The organism is uncultured Paraglaciecola sp. (assembly GCF_913058035.1).
Lineage (GTDB): Bacteria > Pseudomonadota > Gammaproteobacteria > Enterobacterales > Alteromonadaceae > Paraglaciecola.
Window position 1 is genome coordinate 1 of the sequence record NZ_CAJXPA010000320.1, and the last position, 2,774, is coordinate 2,774.

A 2,774-nucleotide genomic window follows, 5' to 3' on the forward strand; every position below is an offset into this window, starting at 1 on the left:
CCATAAATACAGCATTAATACGACACATAAACAGCACTCAAAAGACACATAAGAGACACATAAAAGACATAATTATATTATTTATAATAGTTTAAATGACAAGTTAAATGTTCGCGAAAATAGAGAAGACGAATATGACTACGTTTTTGCAACCAGAGACCGTAATTAAACAATAATACTAGTGATAAACGAAAGGCTAAGAAAGACGCTAACTATTTACCAATAAGGATCCAGAAATTTAAGTGAACATCATGGCGAGTAGCAATGAGTCTCTCTATAATGGAATTTGAAGATGGACTATAGTTTAAATATGAAACAGCCATCTAGCCAGAATCGTTTACACTCTCCTATGCTGAACAATCATTTGAGGGATTTTACTTAATGCAAGGACATGGTCTATCCCACCTAATTTTACTGCTACAGCAGGCATACCATACACAACACATGTTTCTTCATTTTGAGCTATAGTCTTGGCACCAACATCACGCATTTCTTTAATGCCTACAGCACCATCATCACCCATACCTGTCATGATAATACCTAGTGCATCGGCTCCTGCATATTTGGCAACTGAACGAAACAATACATCAACAGAAGGCTTATGACGGTTTACCGGTGGGCCATCTTTTATTTTTACAGATGCGCCAAACTGAGTTACTTGCAGCATCATATGTTTGCCTCCTGGGGCAATTAGCACAAGGCCTGGTAATAGGGCATCATTGTCTTCAGCTTCTTTAACTTCAACTCTGCTTACTTCATTTAATCTTTTTGCAAAAGCTTGGGTAAATTGGGCTGGCATATGTTGCACGATAAGAATGGGTAAAGTATTGCTAGGCAGCGCGGCTAAGACAGCTGCTAGCGCTTGTGTCCCTCCGGTAGATGCGCCAATAGCAATTAATGAACCAGCTTTTTTTACACCAAGTTTTTGGCCTTTTTCTAACATCGCATCAGCATTAAACTTGTTTCTAGTTGGACTGATACGGGCAATAGGCATTGGCTTTAAAACGGCCATATTTGCTTTTGCTGCTACCTTAATAGCATTGACCAAATCTCGTGAAGATTCAGGCAGAGATGTTTTTACATCCGACTTAGGTTTAGCTACAACATCAATAGCACCCAAACGAAGCGCATCAAGTGAGGCTTTTGAGCCTTTTTCAGTCAAAGTAGAACACATTACTATGGGTGTTGGTCGCTCTAACATTATTTTTTTCAAAAAAGTAATGCCATCCATCCTAGGCATTTCGATATCGAGAGTTATGACATCAGGCCAATTTTTTTCCATATGTGCTAGCGCAAATATTGGGTCTTGTGCACTACCAATTACTTCGATACCTGCGGCCGCAGTCAAGATATCAGTAAGTACTTTCCTGACAACAGCAGAATCGTCAATAATAAAGACTCGTATGCTCATTTATACTCCCTTATCATTATTAAACTAAAGACTTCTATATTCAGTTAGCGAAATGGTCAACAAATTTGACCACTCATTTTTATTAACGCTCGCCTCATTATTATTATCCATCAAATATGATGGCTATCAAGTTTGCTTGTACATTAGGAGTGGTTGATCAATTCAGGAGGTGAACAACATACGGTCCCTTCAGCTAAACAATTTACTACCTTTGAGGCAAATGGGTATTTCGTTAGAGTGGGCCCTTCGACAACCAAGTCCTTTCTTTCCTCCAACTTCACACAAACCTAAAGCATTTATACAGCTGTAAAAATTGAATAACCAACTAAAATTTAACCGAAATACTTTTTTGGGCTAACTTTAATTAAGATTATGGCTTTTTATAAATAGATGATGATATTCGAATTAAACCATGGGTGAATCCCTTTAAAGACTCGGCATGACCAATAAATAAGAAACCTCCAGATTCCAATGTAAGTACTACTTTTTTTATAATCTGACTTTTAGTTTCTGCATCAAAATATATCAATACATTACGAAGCAAAATTAGCTGGAAAGTCCCTAACTCATCCAAGGGCAACGTTGAAGTTAAATTAACATAGATAAAGTTTACTCTATCGATTAGTCTTTTTATTATTAGTAATTTCCCTTCAAATTCATCCTTCCCTTTAAGACAGTATTTTCTCAAATAATCCATTGGTATACCATCAATCCTATCCTGTTGGTAAAGGCCAAGCATGGCTTCTTGGAGAACTGTGTGGTTAATATCAGAGCCCAATATTTCCCAGAGGGTATTGTTAAATTTATCATCTAACAACATCGCTAAACTGTAGGCTTCCTTACCTGTTGATGATGCGGCACTCCATACCCTGTACCTTTTATTTCTGTTGATTTTAGGAATAATTTCATTAGTTATAAATTCAAAATGTTTGGGTTCCCTAAAAAAGGAGGTCTCATTAGTCGTTAGCAGATCGATAGCAATTTGCTGCTCTTTTTCGCGTCCTAACTCAGTCATTAAATCAAAATAAGTACCAAAACTAGTAATAGAATAATGCCGTAATCGTTTACTTAAACGAGAAGTCACTAAGATTTTTTTATCATCGCTTAGCCTAATTCCTGCATGATCATAGATAAAACCTCTAAATCGATTGAATTCTGCGTCTGATATACTTTCGTGCAACATATGAACCTTTATTGAAAACTAAAATCGTTCTATATAAGTGTGACAATGAATACGAGAACGACAATATAATATTACACTTTTGACTTGATTAAGATGGTAAGGATTTGAATAATCTTAAAATTCAAATCGAGGATAACGTATGTTTTAAACGGTTAAGCTATCTTCATAAGTGTTTATTAA

At 36.2% G+C, this 2,774-nt stretch carries 2 protein-coding genes; both read right to left on the minus strand.

Features of this window, described 5'->3' with window-relative positions:
- Nucleotides 1–337 precede the first annotated feature (337 nt).
- Nucleotides 338–1,411 (minus strand): chemotaxis response regulator protein-glutamate methylesterase, encoded by a 1,074-nt coding sequence (locus QZ562_RS20815; protein WP_293764593.1) that lies wholly within the window; start codon nucleotides 1,409–1,411, stop codon nucleotides 338–340.
- A gap of 370 nt (nucleotides 1,412–1,781) precedes the next feature.
- On the minus strand, nucleotides 1,782–2,594 hold the full coding sequence (locus QZ562_RS20820; RefSeq protein ID WP_293764595.1) for a protein-glutamate O-methyltransferase CheR: 813 nt from the start codon (nucleotides 2,592–2,594) through the stop codon (nucleotides 1,782–1,784).
- Nucleotides 2,595–2,774: the final 180 nt, after the last annotated feature.

Excerpts from the sequence above, each read along its gene's own strand:
- QZ562_RS20815 (WP_293764593.1), bottom strand. The coding sequence starts at position 1,411 with ATGAGCATACGAGTCTTTATTATTGACGATTCTGCTGTTGTCAGGAAA.
- QZ562_RS20820 (WP_293764595.1), bottom strand. The coding sequence starts at position 2,594 with ATGTTGCACGAAAGTATATCAGACGCAGAATTCAATCGATTTAGAGGT.